The organism is Gordonia oleivorans, assembly GCF_040044975.1.
GTDB classification, from domain to species: Bacteria; Actinomycetota; Actinomycetes; order Mycobacteriales; family Mycobacteriaceae; genus Gordonia; species Gordonia oleivorans.
Genome location: NZ_JBDZDI010000029.1, coordinates 22,589 through 38,682 on the forward strand (window position 1 = coordinate 22,589; position 16,094 = coordinate 38,682).

General features: G+C 67.1%; 22 protein-coding genes and 1 tRNA gene. 17 read left to right on the top strand and 6 right to left on the bottom strand.

Annotated elements, in window-relative coordinates; all coding sequences use genetic code 11:
- Nucleotides 1-54: 54 nt before the first annotated feature.
- Together ABLE92_RS24370 and ABLE92_RS24375 are read left to right on the top strand one after the other, a co-directional pair.
- A complete protein-coding gene (locus ABLE92_RS24370; protein ID WP_348807388.1) occupies nucleotides 55-1,251 on the top strand; it encodes an aminotransferase class V-fold PLP-dependent enzyme in 1,197 nt (398 codons plus the stop codon).
- Nucleotides 1,252-1,352: 101 nt separating this feature from the next.
- Nucleotides 1,353-1,832 (top strand): MarR family winged helix-turn-helix transcriptional regulator, encoded by a 480-nt coding sequence (locus ABLE92_RS24375; RefSeq protein WP_348807431.1) that lies wholly within the window; start codon nucleotides 1,353-1,355, stop codon nucleotides 1,830-1,832.
- A 4-nt stretch (nucleotides 1,833-1,836) separates the two neighbouring features.
- On the opposite strand, the gene ABLE92_RS24380 is transcribed toward ABLE92_RS24375, so the two are convergent.
- Nucleotides 1,837-2,811, bottom strand: a complete 975-nt coding sequence (locus tag ABLE92_RS24380) for an NAD(P)H-quinone oxidoreductase (RefSeq protein WP_348807389.1) — start codon at nucleotides 2,809-2,811, stop codon at nucleotides 1,837-1,839.
- Between the two features lie 163 nt (nucleotides 2,812-2,974).
- Nucleotides 2,975-3,550, bottom strand: coding sequence for an SHOCT domain-containing protein (locus ABLE92_RS24385; RefSeq protein WP_348807390.1), 576 nt, complete (start codon nucleotides 3,548-3,550; stop codon nucleotides 2,975-2,977).
- A gap of 129 nt (nucleotides 3,551-3,679) precedes the next feature.
- Between ABLE92_RS24385 and ABLE92_RS24390 the strand changes: the two genes are divergently transcribed.
- Nucleotides 3,680-3,765 (top strand) — tRNA-Ser (locus ABLE92_RS24390).
- A gap of 42 nt (nucleotides 3,766-3,807) precedes the next feature.
- On the opposite strand, the gene ABLE92_RS24395 is transcribed toward ABLE92_RS24390, so the two are convergent.
- Together ABLE92_RS24395 and ABLE92_RS24400 are read right to left on the bottom strand one after the other, a co-directional pair.
- On the bottom strand, nucleotides 3,808-4,965 hold the full coding sequence (locus ABLE92_RS24395; protein WP_348807391.1) for a site-specific integrase: 1,158 nt from the start codon (nucleotides 4,963-4,965) through the stop codon (nucleotides 3,808-3,810).
- Nucleotides 4,943-5,620 (bottom strand): hypothetical protein, encoded by a 678-nt coding sequence (locus ABLE92_RS24400; protein ID WP_348807392.1) that lies wholly within the window; start codon nucleotides 5,618-5,620, stop codon nucleotides 4,943-4,945. Before ABLE92_RS24400 ends, ABLE92_RS24395 begins: the two co-directional genes overlap by 23 nt.
- 168 nt (nucleotides 5,621-5,788) lie before the next feature.
- On the opposite strand from ABLE92_RS24400, the gene ABLE92_RS24405 reads away from it, so the two are divergent.
- The 14 genes from ABLE92_RS24405 (at nucleotide 5,789) to ABLE92_RS24470 (ending at nucleotide 13,369) form a co-directional block, all read left to right on the top strand.
- Entirely contained in the window at nucleotides 5,789-5,968 is a 180-nt protein-coding gene (locus tag ABLE92_RS24405) for a helix-turn-helix domain-containing protein (protein ID WP_348807393.1), read from the top strand.
- Nucleotides 5,965-6,597: a hypothetical protein gene (locus ABLE92_RS24410; protein WP_348807394.1), complete on the top strand. Its 633-nt coding sequence runs from the start codon at nucleotides 5,965-5,967 to the stop codon at nucleotides 6,595-6,597. Before ABLE92_RS24405 ends, ABLE92_RS24410 begins: the two co-directional genes overlap by 4 nt.
- On the top strand, nucleotides 6,594-6,980 hold the full coding sequence (locus ABLE92_RS24415) for a hypothetical protein (RefSeq protein ID WP_348807395.1): 387 nt from the start codon (nucleotides 6,594-6,596) through the stop codon (nucleotides 6,978-6,980). Before ABLE92_RS24410 ends, ABLE92_RS24415 begins: the two co-directional genes overlap by 4 nt.
- Complete coding sequence (locus ABLE92_RS24420) at nucleotides 6,977-7,117, top strand: hypothetical protein (RefSeq protein ID WP_348807396.1); 141 nt, start codon at nucleotides 6,977-6,979, stop codon at nucleotides 7,115-7,117. The genes ABLE92_RS24415 and ABLE92_RS24420 overlap by 4 nt, the downstream gene beginning before the upstream one ends.
- A 109-nt stretch (nucleotides 7,118-7,226) precedes the next feature.
- The gene (locus ABLE92_RS24425) at nucleotides 7,227-7,502 is read left to right on the top strand and encodes a DUF6011 domain-containing protein (RefSeq protein ID WP_348807397.1); all 276 of its coding nucleotides are present in this window, start codon (nucleotides 7,227-7,229) and stop codon (nucleotides 7,500-7,502) included.
- Complete coding sequence (locus tag ABLE92_RS24430) at nucleotides 7,495-9,522, top strand: AAA family ATPase (protein WP_348807398.1); 2,028 nt, start codon at nucleotides 7,495-7,497, stop codon at nucleotides 9,520-9,522. Before ABLE92_RS24425 ends, ABLE92_RS24430 begins: the two co-directional genes overlap by 8 nt.
- Nucleotides 9,523-9,541: 19 nt before the next feature.
- Nucleotides 9,542-9,925 carry a hypothetical protein gene (locus ABLE92_RS24435; protein ID WP_348807399.1) on the top strand — a complete coding sequence of 128 codons (384 nt, stop codon included), beginning with the start codon at nucleotides 9,542-9,544 and terminating at the stop codon, nucleotides 9,923-9,925.
- A complete protein-coding gene (locus tag ABLE92_RS24440; RefSeq protein ID WP_348807400.1) occupies nucleotides 9,922-10,533 on the top strand; it encodes a hypothetical protein in 612 nt (203 codons plus the stop codon). Before ABLE92_RS24435 ends, ABLE92_RS24440 begins: the two co-directional genes overlap by 4 nt.
- Complete coding sequence (locus ABLE92_RS24445) at nucleotides 10,530-10,838, top strand: WhiB family transcriptional regulator (RefSeq protein ID WP_348807401.1); 309 nt, start codon at nucleotides 10,530-10,532, stop codon at nucleotides 10,836-10,838. Before ABLE92_RS24440 ends, ABLE92_RS24445 begins: the two co-directional genes overlap by 4 nt.
- 353 nt (nucleotides 10,839-11,191) lie before the next feature.
- A complete protein-coding gene (locus tag ABLE92_RS24450) occupies nucleotides 11,192-11,524 on the top strand; it encodes a helix-turn-helix domain-containing protein (protein WP_348807402.1) in 333 nt (110 codons plus the stop codon).
- Nucleotides 11,521-11,757: a hypothetical protein gene (locus ABLE92_RS24455; protein WP_348807403.1), complete on the top strand. Its 237-nt coding sequence runs from the start codon at nucleotides 11,521-11,523 to the stop codon at nucleotides 11,755-11,757. Before ABLE92_RS24450 ends, ABLE92_RS24455 begins: the two co-directional genes overlap by 4 nt.
- Nucleotides 11,754-12,350, top strand: a complete 597-nt coding sequence (locus ABLE92_RS24460) for a hypothetical protein (protein WP_348807404.1) — start codon at nucleotides 11,754-11,756, stop codon at nucleotides 12,348-12,350. The genes ABLE92_RS24455 and ABLE92_RS24460 overlap by 4 nt, the downstream gene beginning before the upstream one ends.
- 352 nt (nucleotides 12,351-12,702) lie before the next feature.
- Entirely contained in the window at nucleotides 12,703-13,101 is a 399-nt protein-coding gene (locus ABLE92_RS24465; protein ID WP_348807405.1) for a P27 family phage terminase small subunit, read from the top strand.
- Nucleotides 13,091-13,369: a hypothetical protein gene (locus ABLE92_RS24470; protein WP_348807406.1), complete on the top strand. Its 279-nt coding sequence runs from the start codon at nucleotides 13,091-13,093 to the stop codon at nucleotides 13,367-13,369. The genes ABLE92_RS24465 and ABLE92_RS24470 overlap by 11 nt, the downstream gene beginning before the upstream one ends.
- 325 nt (nucleotides 13,370-13,694) lie before the next feature.
- Here ABLE92_RS24470 and ABLE92_RS24475 read toward each other — a convergent pair whose 3' ends face one another.
- Together ABLE92_RS24475 and ABLE92_RS24480 are read right to left on the bottom strand one after the other, a co-directional pair.
- Nucleotides 13,695-14,459, bottom strand: coding sequence for a DUF3800 domain-containing protein (locus tag ABLE92_RS24475; protein WP_348807407.1), 765 nt, complete (start codon nucleotides 14,457-14,459; stop codon nucleotides 13,695-13,697).
- A 160-nt stretch (nucleotides 14,460-14,619) separates the two neighbouring features.
- Nucleotides 14,620-16,029, bottom strand: coding sequence for an SPFH domain-containing protein (locus tag ABLE92_RS24480; RefSeq protein ID WP_348807408.1), 1,410 nt, complete (start codon nucleotides 16,027-16,029; stop codon nucleotides 14,620-14,622).
- Nucleotides 16,030-16,094 lie beyond the last annotated feature (65 nt).

Below are 16,094 nucleotides of genomic sequence, written 5' to 3' on the forward strand. Positions count from 1 at the left end.
ACCCGTCGGCGATACCTCGCTGAGACGCGATGACGCCCGTCTATGGTGGGGCCCATGGCCTTCGATGTCGCCCATGCGCGCGGACTGTTCCCGTCGCTCGGTGACGGCTGGATCCGTCTCGATCCGCAGGCCGGCATGGTGATCCCGGATTCGGTCGCCAGTGCGGTGTCGACGGGATTTCGCCAGCTCGGAGCGGCGCCGTCGGGCCGGTATCCCGCCGCCCGCGCCACCGCCGACGCCCTCGACGGTGCGCGTCGGGCGATCGCCGACATGGTGGCCGCTCAGGCCTCCGGCGTGGTCCTCGGCCCGTCCCGGTCGATGTTGCTGTGGACGCTGGCCGAGGCGATCAAACCCAACACGTGGCTGTCGGGCAATGTCGTCGTCAGCCGCCAGGACGACGAAGCGAACATCCTGCCGTGGGTGCGCACCCTCGGTCGGGTGGGTGGCCAGCTGCGCTGGGCGGAGATCGACGTCGAGACCGGCGAGCTGCCCACCTGGCAGTACGACGACCTCATCGACGATCGCACCGCCGTCGTCGCCGTCCCGTTGGCGTCGTCGACGTTGGGCACCCTCACCGACGTCGCCGACATCGCCAAACGCACGAGGGCGGTCGGTGCGCGGCTGGTCGTCGACGCCACCAGCGCCGCGCCCTATGTGCCCCTCGACATCACCGAGCTCGGTGCCGACGTCCTGGTGGTGTCGGCCGAACGGTGGGGCGGTCCGCGGATGGCGGCGATGGTGTTCGCCGACCCACGGGCGATGGACAACCTCTCGTCACTCTCGTCCGATCCCCATGCCGTCGGACCCGAACGTCTCGAGGTGGGCGAACACCAGGGCGCACTGCTCGCAGGTCTGGTGGCGTCGGTGGAGCATCTGGCCGCCCTGGACCCGGACGCGTTCGGCAAACGCCGCCGACGCGTCGTCGCGGCCCTCGACGGCGTGTCGGAGTACCTGCAGCGACTCGGGTTCTATCTGGTGACCACACTCGACCAGCTCAATCACGTCTCGGTCATCGGCAAGAGCGACAACCGCGTCCCGCTCGTCAGCTTCGCCGTCGACGGGGTCGGTGCCGACACCGTGGTCCGCCGGCTCGCCGACAACGGGATCTGCGCGTTGGCCGACCTTCCCAGCCGGGCGCTGACGCGGATGGGTGCCGGCGACTTCGGTGGTGCGGTCACCGTGGGCCTCGGGCCGTACTCCACCCCGTACGAAGTGGATCATCTGGTCAGGACACTCGGCTCCCTCGCCTGAATTATCGCGGTGTCCGACAGTGTGTCGGTCGGGGTGTCGGTCGGACGACCCACACCGTTTCGTAAATCGACGCACACCGCACTATCTTCGACACAGTGAATATGCGGGAGCCCGAGTCGGGGCGCGGCCACGCGCCCACAGGTGATCCGTGCCGTCTCACCGAGAGTCAGCAGCAGGTCTGGCACAACTTCGTCGACGGTGGTTGGGCACTGATGGCCCAGGTCACCGCAGGGTTCGCCGCAGCCGGTTTCTCGGCGACCGACATGCGCCTGCTGGAGATCCTCGCGCCCCGCGACGCGATCGGTATCAGCGAACTGGCTGCCACCCTGCACGCCGGCGTCAGTACCGTCTCGCGCATCGTGAGCCGACTCATCGACGACGGAATCCTCGAGCGGGTGGCGTCGCAGGCCGACGCCCGTCACCGGCTGGTGCGGATCACCGAGGCCGGGCGGGTGGAACTCGACCGGCAGTTGAGCGTGCGCGACGGTCTGATCAAACGCCTCGTCGTCGACGTGGTCGCACCCGAGCAGTACGAATCCATCGGCGATGCCTTCGAGCGGATCCGCAAGGCCTGCGACTGACTTCTCAGTCCGACACCCGCAGCAGGACCTTCCCGATCGACTCGCCGCGCTCCAGGCGCTGATGGGCGGCGTCGGCGTCGTCGAGGCCGAAGACGCTGTCGATGACGGGGACGACCTTTCCGGCCTCGATCAGCGGCCACGTCAGTTCCCGGGTGCGCGCGACCACGTGTCCCTTGCCGTCGTTGCCGTCCACCGGCCGGGAGCGCAACGTGGTGCCGATGACCGAGGCCCGCTTGGCCATCAGTGTTGCGATCGACAGTTCGGCTTTCGTGCCGCCCTGCATCCCGATGATCACCAGCCGCCCACCCGTTCGAAGCGCAGAAACGTTGCGCGCCAAGTATTTTGCGCCGACGATGTCGAGGATGACGTCCGCGCCGCCATGCTCGGAGATGATCTGGACGAAGTCCTGCTCGGCGTAGTTGATGGTGATGTCGGCGCCCAGCTCGCGGCAACGGTCGAGTTTGTCGGCGGTGCGGGCGGTCACCGCGACCCGTGCGTCGAGGGCTCGCGCCAACTGGATGGCATGCGTGCCGATCCCGCTCGACCCGCCGTGGATGAGCAGGAGTTCGCCGGGGACCAGGTGGGCGGCCTCGATGACGTTGGAGACGACGGTGCAGGCCACCTCGGGCAGGGCGGCGGCGTCGGCCACCGACACCCCGGCCGGGACCGGCAGGACCTGGGCGGCGGGCACGGCCACCTGCTCGGCGTAGCCGCCGCCGGCGAGCAACGCGCACACCTCGTCGCCGGGCGCCCAGCCGACGACATCGGAGCCGACCGCCCGGATGCGTCCGGACACCTCGAGTCCCAGGGTGTCGGGCGCCCCGGGGGGTGGTGGATAGAGGCCGCGTCGTTGCAGCAGGTCGGCGCGGTTCACGCCGGCCGACACAACGTCGATGACCACCTCGTCGGGTCCGGCGACCGGATCGTCGATGGTGGCGATACTCAGTTCGCCGGAGTCGGAGACGGTGACCGCGCGCATGAGTCGATGGTGGCACATCGGTGATGGCCGGCAGTCCCGGACTGCGCGTCCGGTCGGTGACGCGGTGCCTGTTCGGTCGCGCGCTACCTGCGCGTACGCGCGGTCATTGCACTGCGGGCGTGGGTGCGAACGTGCCGCGTGAGCGATTGCGCCCCAGCGGGATTCACGTTCCGAGCAGGCGCCGCTTCTCCGCCTCGAACTCCGCGGTGGTCAGCGCGCCACTGGCGTGCAGGGCGGCGAGCCGCTCCAGGGCATCCAGCCGTGCGTCACTGTCCGCCGCTCCGTCGACGACACCGTCGCGGTTGAGGTCCATCCCGGTCGCCGCCTCGAACCGGCCGATCTCCTCGGGCGAGGCCGGTCGTCCGTTGATCATCACCGACGCCGCGCCTGCGGAATGTGGTGTGGCCGTTCCGGTTCGGTTCATCTGATCGGCGATCTGCCGGGCCGTTGCGGCGCCACGTTGCTGCCACGACGCGACCTCGTCCCAGAGAATGGTGAAGCATCGGGGGTTGGTCGCATCGGCCACGATGGGGAGGATCGTTCCCGGCGCGGGCCACTTGTCCACCTTCACCAGGAACTGGTCGTCGACGGGGAAGGCGGCGTATCCCGGGACCGAGACGACGAGGTGCATGCCGCAGCTGGCGGTGTGGGCGGTGTAGGGCGGCCGTGACGTCGAGACCACCTGCGCGCTACCGCGCACGGGGTTGCTGACCGTGCGGAACATGTCCATCAGACCCATGTCGACTCCTACCGCGGGTGGTTGCGATGGTAGTCGCCGTACCCGACCTCTGTCTCCGCTCGGAACGCGTTGCTCGGGCCGGGAGCCGATTCGGTCCCCGTGTGACCTCTCACGTACCCTTTTGCGCAGGGAAGCGTGGCAGAGCGGCCGAATGCACTCGCCTTGAAAGCGAGCGTGCCTAAACAGCACCGGGGGTTCAAATCCCTCCGCTTCCGCAAAGAGCCCCAGCCTGTCAATGCAGGTCAGGGGCTTTTCTGCTATCCGGCCGAGGTGTCGGCGGGTGCTTCTGCCCACGATTTGCCCACACTCGCTGTCGATCGGGCGTGATCGAGCGCGATTCCCACGGCATCGAGATCGTCGTCGAAGAGGTCGCTGTAGACGTCGAGTGTCATCGCCGCCGAGGCGTGTCCGAGCATGCGCTGCAGGGCCTTGACGTTGACGCCGGCCGACACCGCGAGGCTCGCCGCGGTGTGCCGAAGGTCGTGGATCGTCACCCTCGGAACACCCGAGCGCTCGACGGCACCGGCGAACCAGCCGCTGAACGACACCGGCCGCCGAAGGTAGCGGCCGTACCCGTCGTCGAAGAGCAGCGCGTCCCCGGGCCGATCCTTCGTCAGTGCGGCCAGTTCGAAGACGAGGAACTCAGGAACCGACACCGTCCGAGACTCGCCGGACTTCGGGGTGCCGACGATGTGCTCCTGGTCCACCTGCACGGCGTTCTCGAGGACGGTGATCCGCTTGCGGGGGAGATCGAGGTGGTCGACGCGAAGCGCGATCGCCTCACCCCAGCGCAGGCCTGTGTACGCCAGCAGTCGGATCAGGGCCGGGTACTTCGCCTCGGCGGCCAGCGCGGCCACCTGGTCGTGGCTGAGGTACGTGCGCGGCTTCGGCCGTTTGCGTGGCAGGTTCTCCGGTGTGCGCGCGGGATTCGACGCGAGACGGCGAGCCTTCACCGCCGAATCGAGGATGCCGGCCAGGACGCCGTACGCCCGGAGGACCACCGTCGCACCAGATCCCTTCTTGGTCACGGTGCCGTCAGCCTCGGTGACGGTACGGCCCATGTCGGCGATCCATCGCTCGACACCGTCGAGGTCGACGTCGACGATGCTGACCGTTCCCCAGCGTGGCTTCACGTGCTTGTTCCACGCGACCTCGAGCGGCCGGTACGCAGACGGTTTCAGATCGGACTCCTTGCGCTCCAACCACGTTGGTGCGAGCTCGCCCACGGTGATGCGACCGAGTGCCGGTGCGACGTACTCGCCGCGCAGCTTCTCGACCTCAACCGTCGCAGCGAAGGCCTCCGCATCGCGCTTCGTTCGGAAACCGCGTTTGTCGGTCTGGCGATGATCCGGCGTGCGGTAGCGGACCCGATATCGCTTGCCGCTCTTGGTGTTATAGGTCTCGATCGTCGCCATGTTCTCGATCCATTGCTGATTGAAGTTCGGTCTTCAGGTCGCGGGTGACTCTTCCTCGGCTTTGAGCGTTCGCCCCAGGGCCTGCCCTACGGTCGCGCTCTTCCGTGAACGATCTTCCCCAGAGGTGTTGGCACCACGCACCGAACCAGACGAAGTTCGCGCCCATCGATCGCGCGATGCGTCGCTCGGACTGAGTACTTTTGTCGCGCAGCGTGATCGCTGCTGTGAGTGTGAATCCGGGTGGCAGTGGTCCAAGTGCCGGGGGCCTCCGCTCGGCTTGGGCGAGTGTGTCTCGGACCTTGCGGCTGATGAAGTCCTCCGCAGGTTCGTCGAGGGTGGTCTCTCCAGCGAGGATGGCGGTCAGGATCTCTCCATTGGCCACTGACACATCGGGGGTGATCTCGACGGCGTCGTCGGTGGTGAGCAACTCAGGAACGCGTATCTGCGGATCGTCGTGCAGTGCTGACAGGGCAGCGGCCAGCACGACGAGGGATTGAACCGTCATCTTGTGGGAGCCTGCTTCGATCTTCGCGATACTCCCACTGTTCCAACGCATTCCGAATCGGCGAGCGACGTCGGCGAGCTCCTCCATCGATGCTGGCGCTCTCAGCCGACGGCAGTTGGCGCCAACAACCTTCGCGAACTCATTTGGCATGTGACACAGCCTACGCGGCGCCACTTCCTTTCCGAAGTGCTTGACATCAGCGGAATGTGTCTGTCTACTTGAACTGTCAGTACTTCACTTTTGAAGTCACTCACGATCAGATAAGGAGAGAACAGGATGGAAGCTGGTTCGCCTGCCGTGCATGCTCCGATTCCCGAAATGGCGACTCCGTCTCAGGTGGCGGAGTTCCTGCACACCACGAGTGCGTCCCTGGCGCAAGATCGTTACCACGGAACGGGCATTCCGTACGTGAAGCACGGGCGTCGCGTGCTCTACCGCTGGGCCGATGTCCGCGCGTACCTCGAGTCCAACACCGTCAATCCGCAGGACGCGGCGTGAACAGCCTCGACGACCACGCGGACCTGGGGCTCGGTGCCGAGGAGCCGGACATGGCCCGCTTCACCCGGCCCGTCGAGCGCATCGAGCATCACGAGGAAGTGGTCGCTGCGACTCAACGTCGTCTCGACGCCGCCGCTGAACGTGCCTGGGCGCGCATGGATTCCGCCCGCGACACCGACTTGTTCGACATGACGAGAGACCTTGCGTTCGCCGCGAAGAACCGCGCCGACGAGTACCGGCACGCACACCCGAAAGAAGATGGCCCCGGATCGGCGGCAACCGATTCCGAGGCCCAGGTCCCACCGGAACAACACCACATTGCATCAGGAGAAACCATGACCACCATACCTACCAACCCCGTGGCGACGACACCGCTCACCGCGTCGTTTCTGGCCGGAACGAACGCGGCCAACGATGCCGGGGAATCGCTGACCGTCTACGTGTACCGGTTCAATCCGGACCCAGAGGACAGCGACGCGGGGAGTCTTCTCCAGCCACGGATTTTCGCTGGCACCGCAACAGGAGGACTAGGCATCGACCTGGACGACCCGATCTCGGCAATCCGGTTCGGCCTGGCCATCGTTCGCGCTGGCCTCCGCGCTGCCGAGATTCCGGCGGTGTCGCGATGACCATCATGACCAAGATCATTGTCGACCGCGACGACGCGTTCGCATGGCCGCCGATCGGCGCGCACACCGCCCCGTGGGCAGAGCATGTCGACGAGTCGGTGGCGGTCGGGTTCCCGCCGACCCAGGAAGAAACCTGTGGTGAGCTGCGGCCGGTCCACATCTCGGTCGAGCGCTACGCCGACAACGCCCCAGGATTCGATGTGCCGTGCCTCGATTACCGGGTTCGGCTGATGGTCGGCCCGGAGACCGCTCGAGGCTGGCCCGACGTGCTGTCGTTCGACCTCGACGCCGCCGAGGAACTGGCGCACAACCTGTCGGTCGCCGTAGCGGCAACACGCGCTGATCTCATCGCCAACCGCGGCTTTATCGAGGGGACGAAGTGACCGCCATCGTGATTCTGGTCCTCGCGTACGTCGTCGGCTTCACCGTCGCTTACCTCGTGGGCCGCGCAGAAGGAGTCGACGCCGAACGCAGCACTTGGCGTAAAGCCATTGAACGACAACTGAATACGCCCGAATAGTCGGAGTGGTTGTGGTGTCGAGCTTGGGAGCCTGCGCTCATCCACCCGAGCGAGCTCGACACCACACCGCGCCGGTCCACCTTCATCAACCACGAAAGGTCCACGCGAAGTGGGAATCTCCAGCAGGCCAACGAAAGTCCCCAGAAATGATGCCGCCCCCGGCTGGGACACCGGGGGCGAACGAGACGGGAATCTCATCGCCGATTCTACCAATCTCGAGTCGATCATCGATCCCGCCGACAAGCTCATGCTCGCCGCACTCCGCGGTGGTCGATACGTCCTCGCGGTCCGCTGCCTCGTGTGCGGTGCACCGCTGACGTCGGTGCGATCCCGCACTCTCGGCGTCGGCCCTGACTGCCGGCGTAAGGCGGTGGCCGATGCGTGACACCGCGTACGAGCGCATCCTCGACGCGTTCCGGGAGCAGGGTCTCATTGTCGACGACCAGGGTGGCCGGGCGAACTGCCAGGCACCCGGTCACTCACCGAAGGACCGTAGCGTCGTCGTCACGCGCACCGAGGGCAGCGTCCTGGTGCACTCGCACTCTGAGCCGACCGACGACGTCCTCGTCGAGCTCGGATTTCCCGGCGGCCGCCGCGACCCCGGACTCTACGACGACCCTCGAGGCATCGGCTACGAATACCCCGACGGTCGTCTGGTCCGCCGAAGCCCTGACAAGAAGTTCCGGCAGGCCGGAAACACCAAGGGCCGCAGCCTCTATCGCGCCGACCGCATAGCCGCCGCCGAGGTTGTCTACTACGTCGAAGGCGAAAAGGACGTGCACGCGGTCGAATCGGCCGGCGGTACCGCGGTCTGCAACGCCCAAGGTGCCGGCAAGGTGCACCTCGCCGATCTGTCCCCACTCAAGGGCAAGACGGTGATGGTGGTGGCCGACAAGGACGAGACCGGCCGCAAGCACGCCACCCAGGTCGTCGCTGCCCTCGAGACAATCGCCGCGGACGTGGTGATCGTCGAGGCCGCCCAAGGCAAGGACGCCGCCGACCACGTCGCCGCCGGCCGGGATCTCTCCGAACTGGTGATCGTCGAGCAACGGCCCGGCCTGTCGGTGGTGTGCCTGGCCGACGTCACTCCCGAGCGGGTGTCATGGCTGTGGCCCGGCCGAATCCCTGCCGGGAAGCTGGTCACCCTCGACGGCGACCCATCCCTCGGTAAGTCGACGCTGTCACTGAGTCTCGCCGCCACGATCACCACCGGCGGCCTTTGGCCCGACGACACCAGGTGTGAGCATCCGGGTGCGGTGGTGTTGCTGTCCGCAGAGGACGGTCTCGCTGACACCGTCCGGCCGCGTGCCGATGCTGCCGGGGCCGACGTGACGATGATTCATGCCGTGCAGGGTGTGCCGCTGTCCGACGGCACGCTGGTGCCGCCCACCCTCGCCGACATCCACGAACTGACGAAGTTGGTCCGCAGGGTCAAGGCCCGGCTACTGGTCGTCGACGTCCTCATGGCGTATCTACCCACGGGCACCGACTCCCACAAGGATCAGGATGTCCGGCGGGTGCTGTCGAGGCTGTCGGCGATGGCCGATGAGACCGGGTGCACGGTGCTGCTGCTGCGTCATCTGAACAAGGCCAAGGGCGGTGACCCTATGTACCGCGGTGGTGGGTCTATCGGCATCGTCGGGGCCGCCCGCGCCGGGATGCTCGTCGCCGCGGATCCCGACGATCCGAGTGTCCGGGTGCTCGCGTCGACGAAGTCGAATCTGGGGCCACCGCCGGAGTCTCTGCGGTATCGGCTCGTCGACGCCGGGACCGGCGTGGCCCGCGTCGAATGGTTGGGAGTCGACGAACGCGACGCGCGTGCACTGCTGGCATCTCCGGCCGACGACGAGGGTCACCCCGAAGATGCGTGGCTGATCGACTACCTCGGGAGCGGCCCGGTCAAGGCGACCGAGGTCTATTCGGCCGCCGATGCCAACGGGTACTCCAAGGATCAGATCAAGCGATCGAAGGCCCGGCAGAACAGCCGCGCCGGCCGAGAGGTGATCCGGGCGTATCAGCCGAAGATTCCGGGGCCGTGGTTCTGGTCGGCAGACCAGGGAGCAGACCGTCCCACCCAGGGGGCGGACTCAAATACACCGCTCCCTGGGGACCCTTCCGCTCCCTGGGAGGTCAGAGGGGGTAACGAGGGAGCGCAAACCCACCCCAGGGAGCCCAGGGAGCAGGGAGCGAGTGACCGCTCCCTGGTGCGCTCTGAGCCGCCCGGCGAACTCAAACCTGACTCTCCCGGCCAGACCGACCGGGTCGCCGCCGCGCTCGCCAAGGCCCGCTTGGTTCAGGTCATCCCGCCCGACCAACGCGCCGCGCTGGGCCGCTGCCATCACTGCGAATGGCACCTCGAAACCCAGGGTCACGCACCCCAATGCCCGAACCGATCCGCCTCGTAACAAGCGACCAGGAGACCCGATGATCCCGAACACCCACCCCTGCTATGACCGAAGCCTTCGCGACGTCGTCGCCTGGTCTGACGAAGGCCGCGGTCTCGTCATCGACTACAAGACCGGCCGACTCGTCGAGGCCATCGGGCCGCTCACCAGTGAGGCTGACAAGCCATCGCAACTCATCCCCGGCCACGGATGGGAAGTCATCTACAAGGCCGGCAACCGAGACGAAGAGTGGCGCGAACCCCTCGTCGCATGGGGAGTCACAAACGACGGCGTCGTGCCGCTTGCCACCGACGCGAACGGACTTGTCGAAGTCGTTGGGGATGCGCTCATCGTCCCGAGCAGCATTGCCGACACCCTCGGCATCCCTCACCCGTCCATCCCCGACCGCAAGGAGACCCGATGACCGACCACGATGCCCTCCGTACTGCCGCCGACATCCTCGCGCAGGAGGCCGGCGCCCGATCCGCTGACCCGACCGACCTCGACGACCGACTCGACGAACTCCACCACGCCGCCACCGAGGCCCGCCGACTGCTCGCGCACCTCGAGCAGTCGCGCGACACCCAACCGCAACGCCTCGCCGACATGCGCGCCCAAGCCGACACCGAACGCGCCCAAGCCCGCACCGACGAGCCGTGGCTCGACACGGTCGGTGCACTCCCCGCGACCGATCAGGACGGCATGGTCGTCGGCATGCTCGGATTGCCGAGCATCAACGCCAAGGCCATCTGGGGAACCCGGCTGGCGTTCGATCTCGTGTCCCGCGACCTGCCAGCCAAACAGATCCTGTCGGAACTGTTCTCCGATGTCCGCGACATCGATCACCTCATGCTGATCTTCGCCGAGGCCTGCGAGACCCTCGCCGAGAGCATCGTCGCGCCGCTGCTCGAGGTCATCGAAACCCGAGCAAGCGACTACGACATGCGGGTACAGCTGGCCGACGCCGCCCGCAACGCCTGGTCCGTCCGATGCGCCGCCGCCGGTGACACGCAGACCGAGGGTGACCAGTGAGCCAGCGAGCCCGGCGAGATCCCGGGGAGGTGTCGCTGCTGGCCGCGATCCTCGAGGGCACGACCAGCCTGTCCGGGGCCGCCTGCGTCGGTAGTGAGGCCTTATTCGATCCGAAGGGCCGCGACGAAGAATCCGCCGACGCCGACTACAGACACCAGGCAGCTGCCGAACTGTGCCGAACCTGCCCGGTCCTCGACGCCTGCCGCGATTGGGCCGACCAGTCCGACACCAACGCCGTCATCGCCGGCCGACGCCCCGCTCTGCCGGGCAACCCCGGCCGACCCCGAAAGGACTCAGCCGCATGACCTTCGATGACGACGTCGACACCAGTGCGTGGTCCCAGGGCAAGGCGCGACCAGCCGGCGACCAGTGGCCCCGCCACCGCTTCAAGGCCCGCCGGCGCCGCCGCTCTCGTAGTTCCCTCCGCAGCAAAGGCAGGACCGCATGAGCACCCCGACCCATCCCCGCGACCGCAGCACCCCATTCGTGTGCGTCGACTGCGGTGGGCCGTGCCACGCGTACGCCGGGTCACTCCACGGCTGGACGTGCCGAACGTGCTTGGACCGCAAGGTGTTCGGCGACCACCCGCCCGAGGAGCCGTTGCCCCTGCTGTCTGATCTGCCGTCGCACAACTCGAAGCGCACCGGGGCCCGGGACCGTGACCGAACTGACAGAGGCTGACGCCCGGCTCCTGGTCTTTGTCCTCGCCGAGTTCGAGCGTCGCCGCCGGATCGCCGGGCAACCGGTCCCGGCGGCCGCCCGAACACTGCGGCAACGGTTGCTCGTGTCCGCCAACGGACCAGCCACGGGACCCGCACCCGCACACTCGAAGCCAGAGCAGATCGACAGCTGCCAGGCGGCCGCGATCCTCGGATGCAATACCCGCCACGTCCGCCGCATCGCCGCCGACCTCGACGGACGCCGCATCGGCCGACGGTGGATATTCCACCGCCACAACGTGATCGACTACCGAGAAGGAAAGACACCATGACAGCACCACCCAGCGGCAAGAGCCCCGTTGCCGCGCTCCTGGCCGGCGTCGAGCAGATGCTCTCCGAGCTGACCGATGACCAGTGGGCCGATCTCGTCGCTCGCGTACGCCAGCCCGCTGACGACGCCGGCGACACTGACACCGACGACCAGGCCGCGCCCCCGGTCAAGAAGAAGCCCACGGCCGCCGCCGCCGCGTACCCGGCGAGCTGGAACCCGAAGGCAGCCAAGTGAGCGCCACCGTTCGCCCCGGCGACCTCGTCGCCCTCACCGATCAGGTGACCGCCCTCGGTGGGCGCCTGCCCGCCGAACTCGCCGTCATCACCGACGCGATCGCCGCCGTCAACGCGTGGGCGCCACCCCAACCCACCGACATCGCCAGCCTGTGCCGCCGAGGTGAACTCACCGCCACCAACGCCGGCGACATCCTCGACTCCGCACTCGTCCAACCCAACCGGCAGCCTGCCGATCTCAAGGTCACCGCCAAACACGAACTGGCCCAACGGTTTGCCGCCCTCGTCGCGGGAACCGCAGGTGACAAGATCATCGAGAGCATTCGCCCCGCGTTCGACACCGCGTGCACCGCCATCGCCGCGGCCGCCGACATCGTGCCCGCCGGCGCGACCGTCGCAGACCTCGCCGACGCTGACGACAGGTTCATTCAGGCCTGGCGCGACCCCCGCGCCGGCCGCTGGCACCAGATCGCCAGCGCGATCACCCTCAACACCGTCACACGAGCCCGCGAGATCCTCACCCAAGCCGAAACCGAATACCGCGAACACCAAGCCGCCGAACACGCACGGACCCACCGCGTGCTCACCGGCTGACCCAAGACCTGCTGCCGCACTGTGACTGCAGGGCCCAGTCGACAGCAGACCCCGGCCGGCGGTCGAAGCCGCTTCGGTCACGGCTCCCGCCGGCCGGACCCCCAAATCCACTGACCAGCACGTTGTCACGATAGAACCCGAGAGAGCCATGAAACCTACACAGGCGCAACCACTCTCGACCGACAATGCCAACACCCGCAAACGGCGCTCAGCAGCCACACAGGGCCCGCAACCCGCACCCGGGTGGGGGGACACCCTGCCCCGCGTGCCGTGCAGCCCCGAGACACATAGCCTTCCCCGTCCTGCGTGCGACATGCTCAACCACCGTTTTTCTGACTGATCGGAGGGCCTGATGGCCGATTCGAAGCCGCCGCGCCCGCCGTCGTTGTTGGCGAAGGCCGGCCGCGCGTTGTGGCGGACGATCACGGTGCAGGTTGCTGATGACGGGATGGAGTTGGACGCCCGCGAGCTCGAGCTCCTGCGTCAGGCGTGCGCCACCGCCGATGACCTCGCCCGCATCGAGGCCGAGATGATCACCGACGACCGTCTGGTGGTGAAGGGCAGCCAGGGCCAGCCGGTTGCACACCCGATGTTGTCGGAGGCTCGTGCGTGCCGCGCCCAGATCGCCTCTCTGCTGGCCCGAATCGACCTCGCCGTGCCGGATGAGACGCCGGTACCGAAGGTGACGGGCCCGCGGTCGGTGCAGGCACGCAGGGCGGCGAATGCGAGGTGGCAGGGCCGTGGCGCGTAAGACGTCGGGCGACACCGCTCTCGGTGTGTACGTGCGCGAACTGCTCGCCGAGTATGAACGCCAGTTCCGCCAGCGGTGGACACCGCACGACGGCCGCACGATCGGCGAGTGTGTGCAGGCCGTCGAGGCATCGGACGCCGAGACCGCCGAGGACTACCTCGCGTTCGTCGAGTCGCAGGTGACGGGCAAGACGTCCGGTCGGTTCGACATTCATGGTGAGCGCAGGTTCCGGCTCGTCGGTGACCGGCTGGTCACGGTCGAGGCCTGACTCAGGCCTGAGCTCCAGCTCGCAGGCGGGGCCTCGGGCCGTCAGCGGGGACGGGTTAATACATTCAACCCCCACAACCTGACCTCTGCGGTCGCGGGGCAAGGAGTTTTTTTTACAGCGACCGCCACGGAACCGAAATATTGGCGCTGACCTGCCCGAATCACCTCCGTCTGGAGAGGTCGTCCGTCCCGACTAGCTCACCTTGGTCTCGATATTGTCGGACTACTAAGGCACACTTTGTAAATACCGGCCCGCTGAGGGCTTGTCAGGGATCGCCTGCGGTGCTGCCACCGCCCTCCTTGATTGGATCGGCCCCTGGAGGCCCTCAGCGGGCCGGTTTGCGCTTGCAAGTGGCGCAGGGAAACCAATCCCGTGAGTACAGATTGCTGTAATCCGGCATTGACATGAAGCCGAGCGGTATCGCGCAGTCGTGCGAGTTCCGTAGCTGGTGCCAGACCGCAAGCAAGTAGGCAGGTTCGACGAGGTTCCATTCCGTCGGCCACAGGGCCGCGCGCATAAACCCCCCGTACAGGTCAGCGGCCTGACTTTCTAGGTACTGGTCGGCGGACACCCATCGCAGCCCTTGTTCCATCTGGTGTGGAACGCGGTCGTCGCGCTCAGCTTCGCGCTCAAGATACTCTTTAGTGCCTTCGTGGTCATGATGCTTAACGTGGCCAAATCGGGTCCACACTTCGGCGCTGTTGCCACCGAGGCTGCGAGCAGACCACAGGATCGACTTGTAGGTCATCCACGCGACGTAGTTGTAGAAGCGCACCTTGTCGGACCGGTAGGAGCTGGGTGATAGTGCGGACTTGTCCGCATACGCCAGGCAAACCGTCAGTCCTGCAACGCTGCCGAGGACTGCGGCCGCACGCCTCCGGCGGTCGTGATTCTTGACGTGCTCCTTCCAGGACATGACCTTGCCATCAGGTACCCCGAAATCCGAGCGGAGCTGTTTGACGGCCTCGCGCAGCGTGCGAGCACTTGCGTCGTCCACGATGACCGCAGCCATCCCGAAGATCGGGCTCGATCCGACGTTCGTGCCGCGGTCGCCAGTCTCGTCGATGTACGCATACAGACGCTTGCCCATCCCGATAACTTAACGCGCGACCAAGACTGACCCGCACCGTCGTTGCCCACATTCTGCCCACACTTGCCCACGAAACCGGGTGATCCGCGGTGACCTTGGATGATGTTAAACCGCAGGTGAGAGGCCATATCAGCACCTGACCAGGAGGGCTGATTAGGGTTCAAATCCCTCCGCTTCCGCTGGGTTTGGGTTGCGCAGCCGGTACGGCAGCCTTGCTGATCCCGCCGAGCATCTCGGCCAGATCGATACCGGTCGTCGAGCGGATCGTATCCAGTGCGCCCACAGCACTCTTGGCCACCGACTGGGTGATCCCGTCGGTATCGGATCCGATGAGGGTGACCGAGGCTCCTGCCAGCGGCTTGGCCGCGGCCTCGACGATGGCAGGCATCTTGGTCAGGATGAGTTCGAGCTGACCGACGGTGTCCATCTCGGCCAGCGCCTTGGCACGGGCCTCGATGGCCTGCGCCTCGGCCTCACCGCGCAAACGGGTCGCCTCGGCGTCGGCACGACCCCGGAGCTCGGTGCTCTGCGCGTCTGCCTGCGCGGCGGCGATCTTGGCCTTCTTCTGAGCCTCACCCTGCAGTTCGACGGTGCGGGCCTGCGCCTCGGCCTCGGCGATGCGTTGGGCTTTCTCCGCGGCGGCATTCTGCTCGGTCTCGAAGCGGCGGGCCTCGGCCGGGCGCTTGACCTCGGCGTCGAGCTGTGTCTGGCGCAGTTCGGCGGCCTTGGCGGCGACCTCGTTGTCCTTCTCGGTCTGGATCAGCCGGCGTTCTGCCTCGGCCAGCGGGCCGGCGGCATCGGCCTCGGCCGCCGCGCGCTCGGTGATCTTGCGGGCCTCTTGGCGTTCGACGTCGAGCTGGCGCTGCTGTTCGATCACGGCCTGCTGATTGGCGATGCGCGCCTGCTCGGCCTCACGCTCGGCCTGGGCCGCCGCGATGGCTGAAGCACTCTCGGCGTTCGCCTGGGCGATATGGGCGATCCGGGACTGTTCGGCGCGCTCGGCGGCGGCCAGGTCCTGGAAGTAACGTCCGTCGGCGTCGGAGACCTCGTTGATCGAGAAGGAGTCCAGGGCCAGACCCTGCGTGCGCAGGTTGGTCTTGATGGCCTCGGCCACCTGGTCGATGAGCGCCTTGCGGTCGACCAGGATGGCCTTGGCCGTCATGGTGCCCACGATCGAGCGCAGTTCACCCGAGAGTTGCTGGGTGACGAAGGCCTTGATCTTGTCGGTGTCGTCACGGAAGCGCTGACCCGCCTTGAGCACGTCCTCGGGCTCGTCGCCGACCTTGACGACGGCAGTGGCCGACACGGCCAGTTCGATGCCATCGTTGGCGGGGGTCGAGGTGTTGAGGGTGGCCTGGACTGAGCTCAGGGAGACACGGGTGGATTTCTGGACCACCGGCAGCACAAATGTGCCGGTGCCGCGGTAGACCTTGCCGGTCTGTCCCTTGCCCGTGCCGGTGACGACGAAGGCTTCGTCGGCGCCGGGGACCCGGTAGCGCGAGATCAGGGCGACGATCAGGACCACGAGTGCGGCGACGGCCACCCCGACGATGACGATGATGCTGGACAACGGTGCTTCCTTCTCTGGGTTGGTTTCTCGGAGTTGATATCTCGGACCGTCCGGCGCGGTTGTGC